This is a genomic window from Natronorubrum texcoconense (assembly GCF_900100335.1).
GTDB lineage: Archaea > Halobacteriota > Halobacteria > Halobacteriales > Natrialbaceae > Natronorubrum > Natronorubrum texcoconense.
In genome coordinates, this window is sequence record NZ_FNFE01000002.1 from 707,051 (window position 1) to 727,084 (window position 20,034).

Consider the following 20,034-nt stretch of genomic DNA (forward strand, 5'->3'; position numbering starts at 1 on the left):
CGTAATTAGCTGTCGTTGTCGCACGAACGGGCGCGGCGTGACGACCGAACCCACTCCCGGCTCGAATCGGGGGCAACCGGAACGCTGAATTGTCGCTCCCCCCAACCCTCTCGTATCCGATGGGCACAGATATCCCGGAGGACGACCCGATTATCCTCTTCGACGGCGTCTGCAACCTCTGTCACGGCTTCGTGCAGTTCGTCGTTCCCCGAGACACGGAGGGCCAGTTCCACTTCGCGTCCCTGCAGTCCGACGTCGGACAGCAGTTGCTCGCCGATCACGGACTCGAGGGACACGACCTCGACTCCGTCGTCCTGATCGAGGGCGGCGAGACCTACGTGAAATCCGGCGCGGTGATCCGAATCGCCAGCCTGCTGGGCGGCGTCTACCGCCTCCTCGGGCCCACGCGATACCTCCCGCGGCGACTGCGCGACTGGGCGTACGACCTCGTCGCCGAACACCGCTATCGGCTCTTCGGCCAGAAAGAGCAGTGCATGATGCCGACGGGGAACGTCCAGGAGCGGTTTCTCGAGTAAGCTTCCGGCGAGCGTCGGCCGTCAGTCCGTCGATCCCGACCCCGCAGTCACGGTGACATCCTCACGCCAGGTGCCCGTCGCCGTCACGCGGTCACCGTCGACATCGAGCGAGCGCTCGTCAGCAGAGATGCCGATAATTTCCTCGAGCACCGCCTCGTCCGGATCGTCGACGATCGCCGCGAACTCGCCGGTAGCCGTCTCCGCGTCTGCTGCAGTGAGCGACGATACGATCGCCTCGGCGTCCTCGAGGCCGTCGAACGTGAACTCAGGGTCGGACGGATCGCCGTACTGGCCGACGGCGACATCGCCGCCCCCGGCGCTCTCGAGGAGCCACTCGAACGTCTCGGACTCCTCTGTCGCCCGTTCCACGTCGCCCGCCGCGGCGCCGACGGTCGTCTCGAGCGTCGTCGTCGGCTCGGTCTCACTGCCGAGTTCCGCGGCAACCACGAGTGCATCTTCGTCGACGGCAATGGCCGCGTCATCGGTCCCGTCGGCCGGAGTGTAGACGTCCGCGCCTGCAATTTCGCCGGTCGACTCGAACTGTCTGATGAACTCCGCTTCGGGCTCGGCAGTGAGTTGCTCGTCGATCTCTTCCGGTATCAGGTCTCCCGTAACGACGAACGCGGCGGGCGTCTGTAACAGCCCCTCCACGGTCGACTCGAACGCGGCCTCCTCGAGGAGTCGGCCGAGCCGGAACTGGCCGAGCGAAAGCCCGACGAATAGGTACGTCGAGAGCGCTCCCTCCGAGACGGGCCCGATCATCGGGTCTGCCTCGTACTCCGGTGGAATCTCCTCGCCGGGGTCTATCTCCTCGGAATCAGCCCGAATGACCTCGCCGAGACTCCCCCAGTCGAGGTACGCGAACTCGAGCGCCCCGTCCTCGAGCGTGAGCCACTGGCCGTACGCCGGGAGGTCGTCGTCGGGGTCTTCCTGGGCGACAACTGCGGGTCCGGTAACAGTCACTGCCGTGGTGGCCCCTGCGAGTTTCAGCACGTCTCTTCGACTCAGCGTCATGAAACGGTTCCACACCGTTGGTCCCAATATAGCCCGTCCCCTCGTTCATCGCACGAAGAGTGTCGACGCGTGAGTGTCAGGCGCCACAGCACGTGGACGAAAAAAGAGGTGGTGGCCTCAGATGTCCCGGCGCGTGAAGACAACAGTGGCGACGACGATCAAAACGAGAAAGACTGCCAGGAGGAGTCCGGCGTCGAGGAACGCGTACTCCTCGTGGACGAGAATGTCCGTCTCTTCGTAGTATCGGCTCGGGGTGAGCGTACCGATCCACTCGTAGTCCAGGTCTATGCGGGAGACGCTATCGACTAGCCAGAGGGCGAAGACCAGGGTCAGAGCCGTCGATCTGGCGCGTCTCACGCGGTCGACGACGACGGACAGGACGACTCCGATCCCGGCACAGACCAGCAGATAGGGAATCGAGAGCAGATGAACCATCGCGAGCGCGACGGGATTGAACGATTCGCCGATGACGAGTGCGCCGACGTAGACGATGATCGGGACCCCGACGTTCAACGCGACCAGGGGAACCCACAGGGCGGCGACTTTCTGGAGCACGACCGATTCGCGAGAAACCGGGTTCGAAAGCGTGAGGTCCATCCTTCGTTCCTGAACGTCACTTGCGATCAGCCCGGCCCCGACGTACGCAAAGTAAATGGCGAGAAGGAGGCTCCAGAAGAACGAGTACAGTTCGGCAGCGATGAATCCCTCGATCGTGTGGAGGTCTTCGATTCCGAACATGTCGAACATGTACTCCGGAAACGCGTCATCGAAAACGTCCATCTCCTCTTGGATACCGGGAAACATCGAGAAGTAAAGCGCTGCGAGTACGGCGAAGACGACGATCAGGACGACCGACCCACGGACGCGTTTTCTGGACTCGAGTCGGAGGATAGCCGTCATGCTAGATATCCCTCCGGACGAAGACGAGGACGGAAACGGCGACCAGAACGAGAAACGTCACGAGGAGGATCGTCGCGTCTATCGGGGCGTACTCCTCGTGGACGAGGATCGCCGACGGATCGTAGTATCGACTTGGAGTGATCTCGCCGACCCACTCGAAGTCGGAGTTCATCTGAGAGAGGCCGTCGATCAGCCAGAGCGCGAACACCAGAATCAACGCCGTGGTCTGAGCGGTTTCGACGCGGTCGACGACGACCGACAGGAGGAGACCGATCCCGGCACAGACCAGCAGGTAGGGAACCCCGAGCAGGTGGACCATCGCAAGAGAGGCGAGATCGATCGGCTCACCGAGGACGGTCGCCCCGGCGAATAAGACGGCCATCATCCCGACGTTCAACGCCACCACGGGGACCCACAGGGCGGCGACCTTCTGAAGGACGACCGACTCGCGCGAGACCGGATTGGAGAGCGTGAGATCCATCCGTCGCGTGCGGATATCTCGCGAGATCATGCCCGCGCTGACATATGCGAAGTAGATCCCGGCCAGCAGGATCCAGACGAACGGGAAAATGTAGCCGCCGATGAACCCCTCGATCGTGTGGAGTTCTTCGATCCCCAGAAGGGCGAGCAAGTAGTCCGGATACACCGCCTCGAACAGCTCCGCCTCCTCCTGAATACTCGGGAAGACGACGAAGAAAAACGCTGAGAGCACGACGAGCAACCCGGTCAGGATCACCGTTCCCCGGACCAGCTTCCGCGACTCGACGCGCAGGATGGCCGTCATCCTGTCTCTCCGAGGGTACTGCCCCCGTAGTAGTGTTTGAAGATGTCGTCGAGCTGTGGATCGCCGATATCGACATCCTCGACGTCGAACCGAGCGAGGTGCGCCAACAGCGCGTTGGCCTCGCCGGTGTAGGTGAATCGAACCGTTCGGTCGACGGTTTCGACGTCGATCATCGCTGGCGTCGTGAACCGCTCCTCGTCGACCGGCTCGGCCAGGTGCACTCGAACGTCCTTTCCGCCGCGCTCGAGCAAGTCGTCGATGTTCTCGAGAGCGACCAGTTCCCCCTCGCGGATGATCCCCACCCGGTCGCAGACGCGCTGGACCTCGCTGAGGACGTGCGAGGAGAAGAAGATCGTCTTCCCGGCGTCGCGTTCGTTCTCGAGGAAGGCGTGGAGTCGATCCTGTTTGAGCGGGTCCAGACCGGATGTCGGCTCGTCGAGGATCGCGAGCGTCGGATCGTGCATGAACGCCTGGACGATCCCGAGCATCCGCTTGTTCCCGTGCGAGTACGTCTCGACCGGCTTCTCGAGCGGCGGACGGAACAGCTCCAGCAGCTCCGCTCGCCGTTCGTCGCCGCGCATCCGGGCGAAGTAGTCGAGCACTTGCTGCCCTGTCAGGCGCTCCTCGAATCCGAGGGAATCCGGCAGATAGCCGATGTCGGCTTTCACTTCGGTGAGCGCTCGTCGATCGTGGATGTCGGCACCGAGCACGTCTGCGGTGCCGGAGGTCGGGTTGATGAGTCCGAGCAGCAGCCGAATGGTCGTCGTCTTCCCCGCTCCGTTCGGACCGAGGTAACCGAATATCTCGCCGGCGTGGACGTCGAAACTGACCGCATCGTTGGCGGTGACCTCGCCGTAGTGTTTCGCGAGTTCGTCGAGTCTGATCGTCGCCGCGTCACGGTCCGAATTGGTCTCGACAACGTCGGTCTGAGCGCACATAGCTGATCACTAATTCAAAGGTACCGGGGACCGCTCCGTTCGTCTCGCTCGAGCGAACGTCAACCAGCTATAAAATAGTCTTCACGCCGACGGTGACTGTCACCACGGAACGAAGACAGCCGCTCCGACTCGAGACGCGGTCGCGAAAATCACGCCGGACGGTCAGTGTTCGAACGTCGCACCGCAGTCGCCACAGATCGTGCTGTGGCCGGGTGCGGTCCGCTGGGCGAAGACGGCCCCGCAGTCGTCACAGATCATAAAGAGCCGGTGTTCCGGCCGGACGCCGGCCTCGAACGTCATCCGAACCCAGGCGTCGGGGTTGGTCTCGTCGTAGAGCGTGACGCCGTCGCCGTTCTGTCGCCAATTGATCGGTTGTCCGTCAGTTTCGCTCGCGTGCCTTCCTCGCTTGGACATCGGGATAGACGGCTCCACACCGCCGGTATATATAATTTTTCTGATGGTAATTTACACGTCCTCGAGTTAACGACGAACGAAACTCGGGCCACCCCCGACCGCTGACTTTTTGCGGGTGGACTGTGCGCGACAGGATATGACGCTCGATCCGGTCCACTACGACGGCATCGCGCGCCTCGCGAGGCGGATCGACCACGGCGCCGACGAGCGCGACCGTCGCGCGTTCGCCGAGACGGTCTGGGCGGAGTTTCTGGATCCGCTGCTCGACGACGGCCGGACCGTCGTCGACCCGGTCGGCGAACAGCGCCGCCGGTACGTCGACTGCGAGGACGTCGCCCTCCACGACCGGCCGTTCCCGACCGAACACGGCCTCGACGCGGGGACGATCAACCCGACCACGTTCAAGAACGGCCTCGTCATCGACATCGCACAAGCCGCGATGAGCGCGACGCCGAGCGATCTCGACCTCCATCGCTCGCGAACCACCGTGATGACGGTCCACTCGAACGACGAGACGATGACCGTCGACGAGACCTGGGGGAAGTTCGACGAGGGCTACAGCCGGAGCCGCGCCGTGAAGATCCCGCCGCTCCCGCGATTCGCGGAGGGCGTCGTCCACGCCCTCGCGCTCTACCTCGCGGAGAGCAAACACGCCTGCGACCACGTCGAGGACGTCGAAGACCTGCTCGTCCTCGACGGCCCGCTCTACCCCCGTGGGCTGCTCCGCTGGGCCGACCAGCACCCCGACCTCGCGGACTTCCTACTCGAGGATCCGCGACCCACGACGGTGCTCGAGAACTACGTCCGACTGGTCGAACGCTTCGTCGACAAAGAGGTTCCCCTCGTCGGCTTCGTCAAGAATCCGGCGACGCGAGTCATCACGCGGACGCTGAAGTCCCGCCGAGACGTCGACATCAGCGCCCCGTGGAACGACGATTCGGCGCTGTTCACCCGGCTCCTCGAGCGCGGGGAGTACGTCGACGACGTCGAGGGCGAGCGCTGGGAGCGAGACACGTCGGCGCTGACCTACACCAACTGGTTCCGATCGCGAGGCGGTGTCGACCGGCCGCTCTCGGTCGACGGCGACGCCCTCGGGGTCGAACGCGAACTGCCGCACGAAATTTACGAAGTAACGTTCTTCGTCGTCTACGACCCGCGCGACGACCTCGTCTACCGGATCGAGGCCCCCTACGCGTTCACGCGGGATCCCGAACTGCGCGAACGGCTGACGCACCAGTTGTTACAGAACGTCGCAGTCGCCCACGGGCCGCCGACGATCGTCCAGAAGGCCGACGAACTCGCCCGCATCAGTCGTTCGGAGAAACGGTCGCTCCGCGAGACGCTCGAGGCGCAGTTCGATACGTCCCAGGCCCGTACCTACGACGACCACCGGTGGGACGAGGACTACTAGCCCGGGACGTGTGACTACGTCGCCCATTCGAGTCCGCATGTGGAAAAAGTATCCGGAGAGCTAGTCGGATGTAAATCTATTAGTGGCTGCTATCGGTGAGTGTCACCATGACGCGAACCTCTACTGAGGTCGATAGTCACGAAGACGAACCAGCCGTCGACTCGAGCCGACGCCGATTTCTCGGGACGACCGCCGGCGTGTCGGCCGCGGCGCTCCTGCCGACCACGGCGAGCGCGGCGGCACAGTCGGGCGACGAGACGGTGACGCTCGTCCACGACACGCACTTTCACGGCCGATTCGAGGACGCCCAGGAGTCGGAACTAAATATCGCGCGGTACTACACGGTCGTCCAAGAGGCGCTCGAGGAAGCGGAGCAGTCGATGTTCGTCGGGAACGGCGACGAGATCGCCCCCTCGGTGCTCGGACTCGAGTTCGAGGGCGAACACATGATCGAGGCGCTGAACTACATGGATATCGACGTCGTCGGCGTCGGCAACCACGAGTACGACTTCGGCGCCGACGTCGCGACCGCTCGATTCGAGGAGAGCGAGTTCCCCTGGGTCGTCGCGAACCTGCTCGACGACGAGGGCGAGCCCGTCCCGGGAACGGAGCGCTGGCGAACGTTCGAGCAGGGGGACCTGACCGTCGGCGTCTTCGGCCTCGTCTCCGAGGGCTTTCACTCGCTGACCGACTATCCCGAGGAGTGGGAGGTGCTCGGCTACGTCGAGGGCTCACAGGAGGCGGTCGACGCGCTTCGGGACGAAGGCACGGACGTCGTCGTCTGTGCCTCGCACGTCTCGACGGGGGTCCACTACACCCTCGCGGAGGAGGTCGACGGTCTCGACGCCATCGTCGGCTCGCACTCCGGCGTCGTCTTCGACGAACCGGAGACCGTCGACGGGACGATCATCAGCGAGTTCGGCGACGAGTTCGACCACGTCGGCTCGATCACGCTCGACGCGAACGGCGACCTCGTCGACTGGCAGCGGACCGATCTCCTGCTCCCCGAGTGGGACCCCTCGCCGGCGGCCGAGGAGTACGACGAGATCAGCGTCCGCTACACCGACGAGATCGAGGAGGACGAGCACCTCGCCGAGCTGACCGACGAGTGGACCGGCGAACTCGAGGACGAACTCGGCCAGCCGGTCGTCGAGAGCGAGGTCGAACTGAACGCCACGTTCGACAACTACGCCGTCGAGACCAACTGGGGGAACTTCATGACCGACGTGATGCGCACCGTCGGCGACACGGCCGATATCGAGGTCGACATCGCCGCACAGAACGGCGGCGGCATCCGCGGCGACTCGACGCACGGACCGGGCGAAATCACGGGCATGGCCATCATGGACATCCTCCCGTTCCCGAACGAGATCGAAGTGGTCGAGGTGACCGGCGAGGACGTCGTCGCCTATCTCGAAGAGGAGCTTCGCACCCACCCGGACGACGCCTTCGGCGCCCAGCCGGCGATTCAGGTCTCGGGCGTCTCCTACGAGTGGAAGGGCCACGAGGACGACAACTGGGTCGACAACGTGTTCGTCGGCGGCGAGCCCGTCGACGAGGACGAGACGTACTACTTCGCGCACAACGACTACTCGATCGGAAACTCGCCCACACTCTCGGAGGCCGAGCGGATCCTCGCGTCCGGCCAGTTCCAGGGGCCGCTGCTCCTCGAGTACCTCGAGGACGTGGACACCATCGCGCCCGAGCGCGAAAACCGGATGCTCCGCGTCGACGAGACGGTCGACGAGGCGACGGTGTCCGGCGACGGCGACGAACGGACGCTCACTATCGACGTGCCGGACGGCGCCGCGGAGATCCAGCCCGACTCGTTCCGCGCGGTGATCCGCACCGGCGACGACCTCGAGGCCGAGTCGGCGGCCGTCGACGGCGACAGCGTCGCGGTCGCGTTCGACGCGGACGACCTGCTCGCGCTCATCGAGGACGTCGACGACCCCGCACTTCGACTGTTCGGGGAGTACGAACCGGATCAAGACCACTGGCCCTACGAGTTCGACGTGCCGACCTCCGACGGCTACGACTACTTCAAATTGCGCGCGGACGTCGACGCCGCGGCCGTCGAGGACCCGAGCGACGACGATTCCGGCGTCGACGGCGATCCGGACAACCACGCCGACGATGACGACTCCGACGACGGCGACGGCATGCCCGGCTTCGGGCCGCTCGGCGCGGTCGCCGGCGGCGGTGCCGGCGCGTACCTCTACGCGCGCAGTCGTTCCAGCGGTGACAACGATGAACGGACGGAGAGCACCGAACGCCCATCCGACGGTGACGGCCGCTAACTGACCGATCGTGGCACCGAACGACAGATGATGATCCCGAACCCTCTCCGACGACCGTGATTCCGAACCCCACCCGCCGATCGACCGTCACCTCCCGATCGGTCGCCGTCGGCGCCGGAATCGTACTCGTCGCGACAGCCCTCGCGTTCCTCGTCGTCGCGACGCTGGGGCTCGCCGCCGGAACGGCCGTCGCCGGCGATCAGTCGGCGGTGCTCCGGCCGTCGCCGTACGCGATCGACGCGGATCCCGGCGAGGAGTTCACCGTCGAGATCACCATGCAGAGCCAGGGCGGTCACGGCGGCGAGGGCGTCGAGTCGGTCGCGCTCGTCGCGCAGTACCACCCCGACTACCTCGAGATCACCGATATCGAACGGGGGCCGTGGCTCGAGCAGGGGACGGAGACCGACGTCGAAGCCGAACGAGTGCTCGCCCACGACGAGGGCACCGCCGTCCTCGAGCAGTGGCGAAACCCCGTCGAAGGCGGCGCGACGGGCAACGCCGAACTCGCGACGATCACCGTCGAGGTGGCCGACGACGCGCCGCCGTCCGAGGCGACGATCAGCGTCGGCGAGAGCCGCGTCGAGGTCCTTCGACAGATGCCGCTCCCGATCTTCGACCAGGACGCGACCGTCACGATCGACGGCGGTGGCGAGGCGGCGCCGGCGTTCGACCACCCGGATCCACACGACCTCGAAACGGACGCCGTCGACGACGGGGAGGGCGAGGATGCATCCGGAGCGAATTCGACGACGGCTGATGAGGGGGACGAAACTGACGGTGGCGATGCGGTCTCCGGTCTCTCGGCACCGGCAACGGCGGTGATCGTCGTCGGGACGGTACTGGCGTTCGTCGGCCGACGGTCGGTCGGAAACGTGTAGTACCGGCGAGAACGGACGGGAAGCTGGAATGAGGGGCTCGGCGTCGAGGACGCGGTTACGTGTCGGCGGCGTCGCCGTCGCGCTTCTCGACCTCGAGTTCGACGTCGACCGGATCGATGCCGATCCGGGCGAACTGCGTTCGAACGTGGTCTCTGGCCCCCTCGAGGGCCTGATCTCGAGTATCGAAGCCGCGGGGCATGGGCGACTCGAACGCGAGGTTCACCTCGCGCCCGTCGACCAGCTGCGTCGACCCGCCGCTGTCCACCTCGTAGAACTCGTCACAGACCCAGACGTACGCGGCGTCTTCGTCGGGCGCGCCGCGAAACGAGGGCGCTCGTTCACCTCGTTCGTACAGCGTGCCAGTCAGTTCGGTGCCGCCGGCACGACCGCGTACCAGGATCATAGCCCGAATACGACTCGCGACTGCAAAAAGACAGTGGCGGGCTGACAATCGCGCAGTCGACCGGTCGACAGTCTCGACCCGTCGGCGATGTGATCCGGCGAACGGGAGCACCGACCCGTGGCTTTCCGGACCCACGCCGTCCGTATCCGGTGCCAAAACAAGTTAGAGACCCGTATTATGCGGTTTATAGTACTGTTTCTATCAGCCGTATCGTTGCCACTACACCGGTATTTCGGGCCGCTGAGCGAGTTATCCGTCTCTTACGAAAGTAATCGCAGATTCTCGAGCCAAATCGTTTTGGAAACGGGCTTATCCCCCCTGCAGCAGTGGGTGTTAGTAATGAGTTCGGAAGCATCCTTCGGCGGCGGAAGCAAGCGGGACCCGTTGGCAGACGTTCCAACGGAGTGTTACGACGTCCTCCGGCACCCACGACGGCTTCGCCTCCTCGAGGTACTCGGTACCTACCGGACACGACTCTCCCTCGAGGAGCTCACGACGGAGCTCGTCGAACGCGAGTCCCTCGGAGTCTCGACGGGACAGGCGCGACACGACGTTCGCGTCAGCCTCGTCCACAACCACCTCCCGCGACTGGCCGAGTACGATATCCTCGAGTGGGACGCCGAAACCGGGGCCGAACTGGTCGACGAGCCGCCGGTCCACCCCGCGGACCTCGCGGGACTGCTCGCGCTCTGTGACGGCGACCGCGGACAGGAGCTGCTCGACGCGGTCGTCCACCCCGTCCGGATGCCGGTCGTCTCGGTCCTCTCGGACCACAAACGACCGCTCTCCGTCGAACAGCTCGCGTCTGAGCTCGTCGCACACGGCGTCGATATCGATCCCGAGCAGGCGAAGATCTCGCTCTACCACTCGCACCTCCCGACGCTCGCCGACATCGGCGTGCTCGAGTTCGATCACGACTCCGGGCTGGTCGTCCGACACGAACAGGAGCTGTCGACAATTCAGTAACCGCACTCGCCGGAACCCACCGTCTCCGCCCAACTGACGGAGTTAGCCGGTCTCAACCGTACCCTGCTTCCGACGCGTTTCGCCGACTCGCCGATCACCGCTTTTTGCCAGCGATCGTCGTTCGAACGAGTGACTGTCCCGAAATTACCACCGCGAGGGAACCCGCAGCTCCGGTTTACCTAAATCGAGGCGCTAAAGCCCCTTCCTCAGCGAGCGCCGAAGGCGCGAGCAGGGAGGGGATACAGCGTCCCCAGAAATCTCCGATTTCTGGTGTGCAAACGAGGCGCAAAGCGTCTCGTTAACGCTGAACAAGTTTCTTAGACTGTTCTACAGCAGGCCCACGTTATCGATATCATTATGAGTATCTACTTCGTAGATACACCCAATGGATCGGTACGAGGTCGAAGGACACGAAGTCCTCGAAGCCAAAGTCAAACCGACCGGCAACGGTGCGCACATATACGTCCCGAAAGCGTGGACCGGCGCAACCGTCAAAGTCGTCCGTGTCACCGATCCGTCCGACGAAGACGAGTAGACAATGCGCTACAACTACAGGTATCGGCTCAACCCGACCGACGAACTCCACGACCGCTTAGCATGGACTGTCGATACCTGCCGACAGGTCTACAACCACTTCCTGCACCGGCTCAACCGGGAGGACGACACGTCAGCCTACTCCGAACAGTCGGTCCTTCCCGACCTGAAGCGCGAGTGGACTGAACTCAAGCAGGTCCACTCGAAAGTGTTGCAGAAGGTCGTACAACGGCTGTACGACAACCTCTCGACACTGAGGGGCCGGAAGGACAACGGCTACCGCGTCGGAGAACTCAAGTGGAAGGCCCCGCAGGAATATCGCTCGATCAAGTACAGCCAAACCGGCTTCGAACTCAAAAACACGAGTGGTCGCGCTGTACTTTCTCTTTCCAAAATCGGTGATATTCCGCTGGTCTACCACCGCAACGTTCCCGACGACGCCACGATCAAAGAGGTCGTCGTCAAGCAGGAACCAACCGGCGAGTGGTTCACTGTCCTCGGGATCGAAATGGATCGAAAGTCGCCAGAGAAACCGGAGCATCCGAAGGACGTTGTCGGCATCGACGTGGGTATCCTGAAATACGCCCACGACACCGACGGGCTCGCCGTCGAACGCCCCGATCTGTCCGACGAACGCGGGCGGCTGGAACGCGAGCAACGGGAACTCTCTCGGAAAGAGCACGGCTCGGCGAACTACCGCAAGCAACAGCGAGTGGTCGCCAAACGTCACGCCGACCTGATGCGAAAGCGTCGGGACTTCTTGCACAAGCTTTCGAACCACTACGCTCGGACGTACGATCTCGTGGCGGTCGAAGATCTCGACGCCAAAGGATTGATCGAACTGCCATCGAACAGCCGAAACCGTGCCGGAGCGGCGTGGGGAACGTTCCTCCAGATGCTCGAGTACAAGTGCGAACGCGAAGGCACGCACTTCGTCGCCGTCGACCCGGCAGGGACGACCAAAGAGTGTGCGGCCTGTGGCGTCGAGTCGGACAAGCCGCTGTGGGTCCGCGAACACTCGTGTCCGTCGTGCGGCTTCACGGCAGACAGAGACTGGAACGCGGCCTACAACATCTTGGTACGCGGTCTGAATCAAGTAGGGACGGGCAGTCCCAAATCAACGCCTGCGGAGACTGCGCTCCCTACGGGAACCGATTCAGTTCCTGCAAAGCGCGTTTGTCGAGGGAACCTCGACAGGCTGTCAGACGTAGTCTGACAACGTCGTGGAAACAGGAAGCCCTATCCTCAAGGAGCGAACGGCGTCAGCCGTGAGCGAGTAGGGTGGGGAGGAAGTCACCGGATCGCTGTTTCAGCCGAAGCGGAGGGAAACGGGTTTGAGGACTCGGCCAGATGGAGTTGCTATGACCGATCTGGGTGACTTCGGTGAGTTCAGCGCCGACGCTGACACCGATTCGTCCGCTTCAGGCGACGTTGAAGCCGATTCGACCGGATCCGACACGGCGACCTCGAGTGCCGACGGATCGACAGGAACGAGCACGGAACCGACCGACGACTTCGAAGCGACGAGCGTCGAGCCCCGCGGCGAGGACGTCGGTATCGGTGCGCTCTGTGTCTCCCAGGGGCTGCGCGTCGCCGAGGACGAAGAGGAGACCTCGCTGCGCGCGTACGTCACCCACGGCAACCGCTCGTCGATTCGCATCGGCAGCTATCTGCTCGCGCCCTACCCCGACGGCGAGACGCTGTTCTGTCGCATTACGGGACTGGAGTACGCCCAGCAGTACCACGCCGACGACGCGACGGAGATCCACGCCCGACGCGCGATGCGAGTCGACGAGGTGGACGAGTCGGATTACAAGTTCGTCGCCGAACTCGAGCCGGTCGCGGTTCTGTACGACGACGACGGCGAACTGAAGCGGCGGATGACCGACCGCGTCCCGAAACCGCAGACGGTGATCGCGATGGCCGACGACACCGAGCAGATCAAGACGGGACTCAAGATGCCCGAAAACGGTGTCTTCCTGGGCCACCTCTCGGTCGGCGGCGAGAAGGTCAGAACCGCGGCGTCGCCGCCGACGATCGACTACCGGATCAAGGACGACTACGAGGCGGGCGATCCGCTGATCTTCCGACACACCTTGATCGCCGGCGGCACGGGATCGGGGAAGACCCACGGCGCGAAGAACATCCTCCGGCAGTTCCTCGCCGAGGAGCGGACGTACCCGATGGACGACGGCCGCGAGGTTAGCCCCGCGGTCGTCCAGTTCGACCCGCAGGACGAGTACGCCCAGATGCACGACGACAACCCGGATCTGGACGACGAGTTCGCGCGCCGTCTCGAGCGGGAGGGCATCGCCTACGGCGGCCACGACGAGACGACGGCGTTTGTCCCGAAGGTCGGCGATGCGTCGTACGCCGCGGGCCACCACAGCGCCCAGCAAGTCGAGTTCACGATTCCGTTCACGATGTGTCGAACGCGACCCTGGCTCGTCTCGGGCGGCTCGCTCAACGACAACCAGTACGGCGGGCTCACCTACCTCATCGACCGGTTCTTCGACGATTACGGGGACGGCGGAACCTACGCCGAGTTCAAATCCTTCCTCGACGACCCCGCGCTGCGCGAGGAGCTCGACGAGTCCGGTCGCGTCCACGAGGCCACCTACGACGCCGTCCGCCGGCGCGTCTTCGGCTTCGACGACGTCTTCGACCAGGACGCCCGGCCGATCACCGAGCTAATCCACCAGTTCGTCCGCCCCGGCGGACTCTCGGTCGTCCCGACCTACCACGTCAACGATACGCGGGCGACGGAGGCAGTCGTCCTCGCGCTCTCCTCGCTGCTGATCGACGAGAAGCTCTCGAACGATCCGTTCTTCGATCGGATCAAGGAGACGCCGCTCGTGCTGGGGATGGACGAGGCCCACAACTTCCTCACCGACGCCGACAGCGTTCAAGCGCGGAAGGTCATCAGCAAGTTCACGGAAGCCGCCAAGCAGGGCCGCAAGGAACGCCTCGGTCTCTTTCTCATCACCCAGGACCCACAGGACATCGACGACGCCGTCTTCAAACAGATTAACACCACCGTCGTCCTGAACCTGGGCGACGAGGACGCGATCAAGAGCGTCAACATCCCGAGCACGCTCGAGTCGAAAGTGCCCTACATGGAGAAAGGGCAGATGGTCGTCTACTCGCCGGACAACTCCGAGCCGGTGGAACTGATCGGTCTGCCGAAGTGTCTGACCAGACACGGTCGGGATTGAGACGGCAACCACCGGTCGCTCGAGACGAACGATCTACTCTTGAATGGTAATCGATAACGAGGGTGAGTGTGACGTCGAAAGTAATGTCTCGTAACTACGTTCCCTGTCTGGTGTGCGATCCGGAGATGCGGTTCGATCCCGAACTCGAGTTTCTGCATCCAGCACACCACAAAGCCACGCACGATTCCTCATCGCCACAAGACCACGAGTCGTATCTGACGTGGGTCACTGAGGAATACGAGATCGATCCGGAGCACCCCGTCTTCGATCCAGGTGGGTTGACGCGGCCGGAAGATTTCGAACGGTTCGAACACTTATTCGAGTAGGCGAGAACGAAAACCGCCGAAGTCGGTTCTGATTACGTCGAGTGGAGCAGCGTCCGCTCGAAGAAATCGCCGACGGAGTCGGCGATCGTTCCGTTCTGGCCGACGAAGAAGTGATCGCCCGAGACTGCAGTGATCGTATCGCCGCACTCCCGCGCACGCTCGACCACGGGCTCCCAGTCGACGGTGGAGTCCCGCTCGCCGTAGAGGACCTGAACGGGACACTCGAGTCCGTTGAGCGCCTTCTCCGCATCGAGGTCGTCGCCGAGTCGAGCCGTCGGTGCGAGGGCGGAGACGGCGTCGACGCCGCCAACATCTGATGCTGCAAGGAGGGCTAGACTCGCGCCGAAGCTGTAGCCGAAGACGCCGACGGGGAACGTCTCGTCTGCTCCACTGTCAAAACGGTCGTCGTCGCGAGCCCAGCGGACGGCGTTGCGCACGTCCTCGCGCTCGCCGTAGCCGTCGTCCCACGGGCCGTAATCGAATCGCAAGCAGGCGATACCCGACTCCCGAAGGGTCTCCGCGACCGCGACGAGCCGCGAATCGGTGCGCGAGCCCCCGTGCTGGGGATGGGGCGGGCAGGCAACGACGATCGCGTTCGTCTCGCCGTCAGGCTCCTCGAGCGTCCCGCGGACGTCGCGGCCGCCGGGAACGAGCACGTCGGTCATGGATGGTCCGACGACGCGCCGCCTATAGTAGCCACTGGAAGTCGGTGCACACGCGATCGTCGACGGCCGTGTGATCGGTGCGTAACCCGTTTCAGTTACGACGAGAATCAACGCGGCGAGAATCGTCCCGAATACCGTCGCTATCGTCATCGTCTGTCGCTGATGTGATGTTTTTAAGGGCGACGAGCGATACGTAGGAGTATGGGCATCCTCTCTCGGACCTCCTACGTCATCCGGTCGAAAATCAACTCGGTGCTCAACCGGGCTGAGGATCCGACGCAGACGCTCGATTACTCCTACGAGCAGATGCGCGACCAGCTCCAGCAGGTCAAACGGGGCATCGCGGACCTCACGACACAGAAAAAGCGCCTCGAGATGCAGAAGCGACGTCTCGAGGAGAACGTCGACAAACACAACGATCAGGCCCGCACCGCGGTCCAGCAGGGGCGCGAAGATCTTGCGCGACGCGCCCTGGAGAAGAAGAAGACGAAGATGAACCAGATCGAGGATCTGGAGCGTCAGATCTCCCAACTCCAGAGCCAGCAGGACAGCCTGATCGATCAGAAAGACGAGCTCCAGAACCGCATCGAGGAGTTCCGTACGAAGAAGGAGACGATGAAAGCGCGCCACGAGGCCGCGAAGGCGAGCTCCACCGTCTCGGAAGCGATGACGGCCACGGGCGAGGAGTTCGAGGACGTCGGCCGCGCCATCGAGCGCGCCGAAGAGCAGACCGAGGATATGGAGGCGCGGGCCGCCGCACTGGACGAACTCCACGAGTCCGGGGCGTTCGACGACGTGCTCTCGGACAAGGACAACATCGACCGCGAACTCGAGGCTCTCGAGACGGGCAGCGGGGTCGACGCCGAACTCGAGACGCTCAAATCCGAAATGGGCGAGGGCGAGACGGAGGCGTCCGAGCCAGCAGCCGACGTCGACGAGGAGGAACTCGACGACGTCGAAAGCGAGGTCGACGAAGAGGTCGAGGCCGAGCTCGCGGAGTTACAGGACGAAGAGAACGCCTGATCGCGACCGGCGGGCAGTAATCGGACGGCGTGAGCGACTCGGCGATCGTTTTCGTGACGATTTGCGCGGCGTGTATGCAAGAGCAACGACTACCACGGTCGACGCGAAAGGGGCCGTATGGGCACGGAACAGGCGTTCGAGACGCTGTCACTCACCAATCAGATCGTCCTTCTCGGGGTCTCCGAACTGCATCGAGACGGCGAGACACCGGTCCAGACGCACGAACTTCGACACGTATGCACGAGCCAGCTCGAGCACGTCGACACGGAAGTCGTCGGCACGATCACCGAGGCGGACGTCATGCGATCGCTCTACCGACTCGAGGACGAAGGGTTCGTCGAGGAGGTCGAGATCGACGGAACGTCGCCGACGGGGAAGGGGCGGCCGGCGTACGCGCTCGCGCTCACGCCGGACGAAGTTCGTGAGGGGGTCGACGACACCCTCCTCGAGGACGAGTAACGACTCGAGGCGCTACGCTCGGGGTTCTCTCAGTTCGAGTTCGAACCGCTACTCTCGCGCGTCTCGCGGTTTAAACCCGAACCACTCGGCGAGCGTCGAGATGACGCGGTCGTGGAGATACCAGAGGATAGCGACGGCGACGACGATGATGGCGCCATCCTCGAGACCGCCCATCAGTCCGAGCGCGACGATCAGCGTCGTCGCACACGCGGCCGCGTGATTCGTCTTCGTCAGCAGCATCGTCGTCGTCGTCAGCATCATCGCGAGCGTCGCACTCGCCATCAGGTAGACGAGTTCCCACGAGAACGCGATGTTTGGTCGGTCGAAGACCACGTACGCGCTGACCTCGTTGCCGACCAGCGCGTAGGCGATCAGCCCGCAGACGACGGCGACCGCGTGGCCGCCGATAACGTGGTAGCCACCTTCCGCCCGCGGCTGCTCGCCGGTCGCCATCAGGTACGCCGACGGGCCGAGGCTCGGAAACAGGAACGGCCGGCCGGTGACCAGCGTGATCACGCCGAGTACCATAAAGTGGAGAAAGACGTTGACCGTCGCGCTGTACTCGTCTTTCAGGTCGAAATCGGTCTCCGGCTCGTCGACCTCGAGATCGGCGTCGGGCACGGGAGTCGAACGACACCGCGTACGGACAAAAGCGCTCGCGCTGCAGCTAGTTTCCCCGATTGGTCCGTGGAAACAGTGACTCGAGGAGCGAAGGGAGGCGACCTCCCGTAGCGACCGCGTTCTTATTCCGATCGCCCGCCAACTCCGGCTTGTGAGTGGACGACGATCTCGACGACGACTGCTGTCGGCGAGCGCCGCAGCCGTCGCGACCGGAGTCGCCGGCTGTCTCAAGGAGGAAGTGGGCGCGGACGACCCGCTGTTGGGCGATCCCAAAGCGTACGCCGAGGTCGAGCTCTCGAGCGGCGACGCCGGGGATCAGATCGAGCCGCCGGTCGTCCACCTCGTCGCCGGCGGAACGGTCGAGTGGATCGTCGACGACGGCGATCACGAGATAGTCGCGTACCACCCTGACACGCACGGCGATCAGCGACGGATTCCCGACGCCGCGGAGCCGTGGTCGAGCGGCGAACTGGGTCCCGGTGACGCCTTCGACCGCGTCCTCGACGACGAGGGCGTGTACGATTACGTTTCTACACCTTACGAATCGGCCGGCGCGGTCGGCAGCATCGTCGTCGGCTGGCCGGACCCGGACGAAGAGCCGGGGCTCGACTCGCCGTCCGAGGCGTACCCGGACGCCGCGAGAGACGCCCTCGAGCGGCGCAACGATCGGGTCCGAGCCCTGCTCGAGGACGTTCACGAGTGAGCACGCGTTCTCGGCTGCCGATCAGCCGCTCGACCCGTCACGATATGACCCGTTCGAGGGTTGGCCCGTCGCGGTACGGCCCGTGGGAGCTACGTCGGCGTCCCGAGCGCGGTGATATCGTACTCGGCGAGATCTTCGGGGGGCTCGAGGATGATAACCTGAAACTCCCAGACGACGCCGCCGTCCAGGTCACCGGTCGACGCGAGGTAGCGGCCGATCTGCTCGCCGTCGTCGTTGTAGACCCGGACGCGGACCTCGACGAGTTCGATTCGATCGCCGCCGGTGTTCTCGACGGTTCCCTGCACGGTCGAGCCGCGGTAGTCGTCCTCGAAGACGAACTCGTGGTCGGTGAGCGAGACCTCCTCGAGCGGCGTGACGCCTTCGTCGATCTCCTGTTCGGCGAGCGCCTCGGCGGCGACCAGTTCGTCCTCCGTGCGCGGTTCGCCGTCGACATCGCCGATCTCGCCGGCCTCGTACTCCGGATCACCGCCGATTCCGGGACCGCCGTCGCCGGTGCACCCAGCGAGTGCGGTCGCGGAGCCGACGCCGAACGCGGCGAGTGCGCGGCGACGGCTCAGCGTCGGTCGCGTCATCGATACCGACCTCGCGTGGCGGGCGACGGAGGAACTCGCCGGCGATTTGCGTAGCCGAGCATGGTGATATCGTCAGGCTGAACGCATTTGAGTGTAAGCCCTGAAGGGGCAGCGTCGAGCGGGGCGAAACCGGTCCACACTCGTCACAGTGCGCGGAAATGCATGGAATCAGTATGTGCAACGCAGCCCCTTATTGTCGCCTCGGCTGTCAGTACGAGTATGGGGTCTTCTGAGACCGACGAGACGCTCGAATCCTACGGCACCGAGATCGGAAAGCGAACGAACTCGGTCACTCGCGTTCGAGAGTGGGTGCTGGTCGAAGGGGACCGACTGTTCATCGCTTCACTCGTCTCCGTTGCCGTCTTCTTGCTGTTTCTCGCCATGAATCAGATCGGATTTATTTCGTTTACCAACGACGACTCGATCACTCGGCTCGCGGGCGGAATGATCGCTGGTACCTTCTCGCTGGTCACGCTCGTCGTCTCGATCAACCAGCTGATCCTCTCTCAAGAGTTCGCTTCGGCCGGCGACGCGCGCGAGCAACTCGAGGGCGTGATGAGCTTCCGGGAGGACGTCTCCGAGACGACGGACGTCGCGGCGAGTCCGGCCTCGCCGTCCCGGCTGCTCGAGTTGCTCGTCGAGACGATCAACGAGCAGGCCGCCGCGCTCGACGACGCCGCTTCGGAGTACGACGACGCGGAGGTCAGAGAGCTGATCGGTCGGTACACGAACAGCATCAAGGAGAGCACCGAACGGGTCGACGACACCTTAGAGCACACGCGATTCGGAACGTTCAAGGCAGTTTCCGCGGCGGTAGGCTACGATGCCGCCTGGCAGCTCTACGTCGCGAGGAACCTCCGCGGGCGCTACGACGAGTCGCTCCCCGACGACGCGGTCGACGCGCTGGACGACCTGATCGGGACGCTAGAGCTGTTCAACACGACCCGCGAGCACTTCAAGACGACGTACCTGCAGAAGGAGCTCACCCGGTTCTCGCAGTTGACGATTTACTGCGGCGTGCCGGCGATTCTGGGGGCGATGACGCTCGGCTTCGTCTACGCGGATCTCACCGGGCCGACGATCAGCGCGGTCTATCTTCCGTTCGTCGCCAGCGCACTCATCGCGATTGTCATCTCTCCGCTCGCCCTGTTGGTCGCGTTCATCCTGCGGACGGCGACCGTCACCCGGCGGACGGCGTCCGTCGGGCCGATGTTACCGCAGAAGGATCCAGACGCCGGGCCGTTCGAGGTCACCGACGACTGAGGCGACACGGCGACCAGTTTCTCGAGCACTCACCCACCGAATTCGTCTCCCGAGTAGTCACTCGAACACCAACCTGTCGAACTCGTCG

At 64.0% G+C, this 20,034-nt stretch carries 21 protein-coding genes and 1 pseudogene; 13 read left to right on the forward strand and 9 right to left on the reverse strand.

All coding sequences use genetic code 11. From position 1 onward, the window contains the following. Nucleotides 1-119: 119 nt before the first annotated feature. Nucleotides 120-536, forward strand: a complete 417-nt coding sequence (locus tag BLT08_RS09780) for a thiol-disulfide oxidoreductase DCC family protein (protein ID WP_090305630.1) — start codon at nt 120-122, stop codon at nt 534-536. Nucleotides 537-557: 21 nt separating this feature from the next. Here the strand turns inward: BLT08_RS09780 and BLT08_RS09785 are convergent, their stop codons facing one another. The 5 genes from BLT08_RS09785 to BLT08_RS09805 all read right to left on the reverse strand — a co-directional run bounded on the left by BLT08_RS09785 (nt 558) and on the right by BLT08_RS09805 (nt 4,586). Then, complete coding sequence (locus BLT08_RS09785; protein ID WP_139171291.1) at nt 558-1,550, reverse strand: twin-arginine translocation signal domain-containing protein; 993 nt, start codon at nt 1,548-1,550, stop codon at nt 558-560. A gap of 117 nt (nt 1,551-1,667) precedes the next feature. Further along, nucleotides 1,668-2,450: an ABC transporter permease subunit gene (locus BLT08_RS09790; protein WP_090305634.1), complete on the reverse strand. Its 783-nt coding sequence runs from the start codon at nt 2,448-2,450 to the stop codon at nt 1,668-1,670. A 1-nt stretch (nt 2,451) separates the two neighbouring features. Further along, nucleotides 2,452-3,234, reverse strand: a complete 783-nt coding sequence (locus tag BLT08_RS09795; protein ID WP_090305637.1) for an ABC transporter permease — start codon at nt 3,232-3,234, stop codon at nt 2,452-2,454. Continuing rightward, the gene (locus BLT08_RS09800; protein WP_090305639.1) at nt 3,231-4,172 is read right to left on the reverse strand and encodes an ABC transporter ATP-binding protein; all 942 of its coding nucleotides are present in this window, start codon (nt 4,170-4,172) and stop codon (nt 3,231-3,233) included. Before BLT08_RS09800 ends, BLT08_RS09795 begins: the two co-directional genes overlap by 4 nt. A gap of 162 nt (nt 4,173-4,334) precedes the next feature. Beyond that, nucleotides 4,335-4,586, reverse strand: coding sequence for a hypothetical protein (locus tag BLT08_RS09805; RefSeq protein WP_090305642.1), 252 nt, complete (start codon nt 4,584-4,586; stop codon nt 4,335-4,337). A gap of 136 nt (nt 4,587-4,722) precedes the next feature. Between BLT08_RS09805 and BLT08_RS09810 the strand changes: the two genes are divergently transcribed. The 3 genes from BLT08_RS09810 (at nt 4,723) to BLT08_RS09820 (ending at nt 9,175) form a co-directional block, all read left to right on the forward strand. Next, the gene (locus BLT08_RS09810; protein WP_090306136.1) at nt 4,723-5,997 is read left to right on the forward strand and encodes a DNA double-strand break repair nuclease NurA; all 1,275 of its coding nucleotides are present in this window, start codon (nt 4,723-4,725) and stop codon (nt 5,995-5,997) included. 107 nt (nt 5,998-6,104) lie between these two features. After that, nucleotides 6,105-8,297 carry a bifunctional metallophosphatase/5'-nucleotidase gene (locus BLT08_RS09815; protein ID WP_090305645.1) on the forward strand — a complete coding sequence of 731 codons (2,193 nt, stop codon included), beginning with the start codon at nt 6,105-6,107 and terminating at the stop codon, nt 8,295-8,297. 56 nt (nt 8,298-8,353) lie between these two features. Continuing rightward, nucleotides 8,354-9,175 carry a hypothetical protein gene (locus tag BLT08_RS09820; protein WP_342707643.1) on the forward strand — a complete coding sequence of 274 codons (822 nt, stop codon included), beginning with the start codon at nt 8,354-8,356 and terminating at the stop codon, nt 9,173-9,175. A 55-nt stretch (nt 9,176-9,230) separates the two neighbouring features. Here BLT08_RS09820 and BLT08_RS09825 read toward each other — a convergent pair whose 3' ends face one another. Then, a complete protein-coding gene (locus BLT08_RS09825; protein WP_090305648.1) occupies nt 9,231-9,578 on the reverse strand; it encodes a DUF7113 family protein in 348 nt (115 codons plus the stop codon). 339 nt (nt 9,579-9,917) lie between these two features. On the opposite strand from BLT08_RS09825, the gene BLT08_RS09830 reads away from it, so the two are divergent. The 5 genes and pseudogenes from BLT08_RS09830 to BLT08_RS09845 all read left to right on the forward strand — a co-directional run bounded on the left by BLT08_RS09830 (nt 9,918) and on the right by BLT08_RS09845 (nt 14,619). Continuing rightward, entirely contained in the window at nt 9,918-10,544 is a 627-nt protein-coding gene (locus BLT08_RS09830) for a DUF7344 domain-containing protein (RefSeq protein ID WP_090305651.1), read from the forward strand. Nucleotides 10,545-10,929: 385 nt separating this feature from the next. Further along, nucleotides 10,930-11,079 (forward strand): DUF2080 family transposase-associated protein, encoded by a 150-nt coding sequence (locus BLT08_RS22540; protein WP_139171292.1) that lies wholly within the window; start codon nt 10,930-10,932, stop codon nt 11,077-11,079. A gap of 3 nt (nt 11,080-11,082) precedes the next feature. Then, nucleotides 11,083-12,358, forward strand: a pseudogene (locus BLT08_RS09835) (RNA-guided endonuclease InsQ/TnpB family protein). Nucleotides 12,359-12,439: 81 nt separating this feature from the next. Continuing rightward, entirely contained in the window at nt 12,440-14,293 is a 1,854-nt protein-coding gene (locus tag BLT08_RS09840) for an ATP-binding protein (RefSeq protein ID WP_090305653.1), read from the forward strand. Between the two features lie 83 nt (nt 14,294-14,376). Further along, complete coding sequence (locus tag BLT08_RS09845) at nt 14,377-14,619, forward strand: hypothetical protein (protein ID WP_090305656.1); 243 nt, start codon at nt 14,377-14,379, stop codon at nt 14,617-14,619. A gap of 32 nt (nt 14,620-14,651) precedes the next feature. On the opposite strand, the gene BLT08_RS09850 is transcribed toward BLT08_RS09845, so the two are convergent. Continuing rightward, nucleotides 14,652-15,284 (reverse strand): alpha/beta hydrolase, encoded by a 633-nt coding sequence (locus BLT08_RS09850; protein ID WP_090306143.1) that lies wholly within the window; start codon nt 15,282-15,284, stop codon nt 14,652-14,654. Nucleotides 15,285-15,485: 201 nt separating this feature from the next. Here BLT08_RS09850 and BLT08_RS09855 point away from each other — a divergent pair, with 201 nt between their 5' ends. Beyond that, a complete protein-coding gene (locus tag BLT08_RS09855) occupies nt 15,486-16,307 on the forward strand; it encodes a PspA/IM30 family protein (RefSeq protein WP_090305659.1) in 822 nt (273 codons plus the stop codon). A gap of 117 nt (nt 16,308-16,424) precedes the next feature. Then, nucleotides 16,425-16,766, forward strand: a complete 342-nt coding sequence (locus BLT08_RS09860) for a hypothetical protein (protein WP_090305663.1) — start codon at nt 16,425-16,427, stop codon at nt 16,764-16,766. Nucleotides 16,767-16,814: 48 nt separating this feature from the next. Here BLT08_RS09860 and BLT08_RS09865 read toward each other — a convergent pair whose 3' ends face one another. Beyond that, nucleotides 16,815-17,387: an HPP family protein gene (locus BLT08_RS09865; RefSeq protein ID WP_090305666.1), complete on the reverse strand. Its 573-nt coding sequence runs from the start codon at nt 17,385-17,387 to the stop codon at nt 16,815-16,817. Between the two features lie 151 nt (nt 17,388-17,538). On the opposite strand from BLT08_RS09865, the gene BLT08_RS09870 reads away from it, so the two are divergent. Then, on the forward strand, nt 17,539-18,090 hold the full coding sequence (locus BLT08_RS09870; RefSeq protein ID WP_245724188.1) for a cupredoxin domain-containing protein: 552 nt from the start codon (nt 17,539-17,541) through the stop codon (nt 18,088-18,090). An 89-nt stretch (nt 18,091-18,179) separates the two neighbouring features. On the opposite strand, the gene BLT08_RS09875 is transcribed toward BLT08_RS09870, so the two are convergent. Beyond that, a complete protein-coding gene (locus tag BLT08_RS09875) occupies nt 18,180-18,683 on the reverse strand; it encodes an FxLYD domain-containing protein (RefSeq protein WP_090305672.1) in 504 nt (167 codons plus the stop codon). Nucleotides 18,684-18,902: 219 nt separating this feature from the next. Here BLT08_RS09875 and BLT08_RS09880 point away from each other — a divergent pair, with 219 nt between their 5' ends. After that, nucleotides 18,903-19,946, forward strand: a complete 1,044-nt coding sequence (locus BLT08_RS09880) for a DUF7972 family membrane protein (RefSeq protein WP_090305675.1) — start codon at nt 18,903-18,905, stop codon at nt 19,944-19,946. Nucleotides 19,947-20,034: the final 88 nt, after the last annotated feature.